The sequence below is a fragment of the Christiangramia qingdaonensis genome (genome assembly GCF_048381525.1).
Lineage (GTDB): Bacteria > Bacteroidota > Bacteroidia > Flavobacteriales > Flavobacteriaceae > Christiangramia.
The window spans coordinates 186,626-188,527 of record NZ_JBLWIM010000008.1 but is presented as its reverse complement, the minus strand read 5'-3'; the positions used below and the strand labels follow the sequence as shown (position 1 = coordinate 188,527).

General features: G+C 39.2%; 1 pseudogene. It reads left to right on the top strand.

Annotation, left to right across the window (positions count from 1 at the left end):
- Positions 1–1,598 (top strand): annotated as a pseudogene (locus tag ACNI3T_RS01580) (hypothetical protein); the annotation flags it as partial.
- Positions 1,599–1,902: the final 304 nt, after the last annotated feature.

Sequence of the window (1,902 nt, the reverse complement as noted above, 5' to 3'; positions counted from 1 at the left end):
TAGCATTGGTAGCCGTGTTTGCTATGATGTTTACATCCTGTAGTAAGGATGAAAGTTCTAAGGTAGTGGATGATGCAGAACTTCAGGCAGTGGAAATCACGTTTGGAGCTTCTCTTAACGATCTGGTAGATAGAGCTGCTCAAAGCATGAGCAAGGATCATTTCAATACGATTCCTGATTGTTCTGATGCTGAACCAGCTGTAGCAAGAATAGATTTTAGCTACGGTGGATCCAGTTATCAAACAGATGTAGCCATTCTAAAGGATGCAAATGGGTATTTCACAGACTATTCAGAGGATCTAAAGATATTAGTACCTAATAATGGCCAGGTAACAATTAGCCTGGACGGTTTTATGGTTTATGATGGTGATCCGGATACTACCGGAAACTTGATCTGGGTAGCTCCAAAGGAGTCTGATGGTGATTTCGATGGATATGTAAACCAGGCACTGCCTTTCGATTTTACTGTTGAAGATGGTACTAAACCATACATTGATGTAGAAGTTCTATGTTTTGATCGCCGTATGGTAAACGAATATGGATACGTATTTTTTGATATTCTTCCAGAAGTTATATATCCATTATGTCTTTTCGTAAACTATTGTGATGAAGATGGAAGACATTATGTAGCCGATTATAGTATTGATCTGTACTTTGGAGAGGATGCATCTGGTATTCAACTTTATGATCATACAGAAAGTTCAGCTATGGCTTCAACAGGAGATTACGGAGATGGTCAGTATTACGCAGATCCACTTTGTCTTGTAGTTCCAGGTCCACCTGCTAATCTCGATGACAACGAACCTTACTTGTATATGGTGCTGTACCCGCAAGATTGGAATGGTACTGGTGACATTGATAACTCACCAATCCAGGGAATAACTTTATCATGGAATATGGTTAAGTCGTTACTTAATGGAGATGGAACAACAAATGAATATTATCACCTGCTAATTGGTGAATGTGAAGGTGCCTTAACCGGAGATGGTTCTGGTGGAAATGGTGGAGGAACAGGAGACACAGATCTTGACAACGATGGTGTTGACAATGATGTGGATCAATGTCCTAATACACCAGCCGGGGCCACTGTAAATGCAGTTGGATGTCCAGATTCAGACGGAGATGGGGTTTATGATAATGATGATTTATGTGAAGAAACTCCAACTGGAACTACAGTAGATGAAGACGGTTGTCCTGTAGATATAGGAGGACCTGATTGTGGGACTGCAACCTGGGGACGTGATGTTCTTGTAGAAGGTTTTGGTCTTGTAATCGTTTCAGATTTTGCTTTTCCTGTAAGGATTTTTGCTGAAGCCAATACTTTAGATGGTTTAAATGAAAACCTGGAAATTGGTTCAATTCAGTTGAGTACAGTAGAAGGAGGAATTGTAGTAGCTATTAATATAGAAGACGGAGACTATGAAGTAACGGGTTACACTATTAGTGCAAGCTTAAATGCAGATGGAAGTGACCCAATAGTGGAATCTGGTTCTGCAATTGCGGCGGGTGGTTCAGCGAACGAAACACTTGCAATTCCGTCATTTGATGATTTGTACTTGAAAATCGAATTTGACATTTGTGAAGTTACTGTGAATTAATTCTTAAAAAGGCCCGCATGATTAATTAACCGGGGGGTGACTAATTTGCGGGTTTTTTACCCACTCCTGTGGAGTGTGTGTAAGGCTGTCTGGAGAAATCCGGACAGTTTTTTTTTGGATAGTTTATAAAAAAATTACCTATGTTAACTACTGAAAATCAGTGAGCTAAATGAAGGAAACCACGCACATAGTAGCTGGTAATTACTGAATTAATTAGGTTTATAACAGTTGAATGAAATTATTTATAGCTAAAGTGCTGGTACTATAGAAATATTGAAATGACTGATTTTAAGTGTTTTGTAAG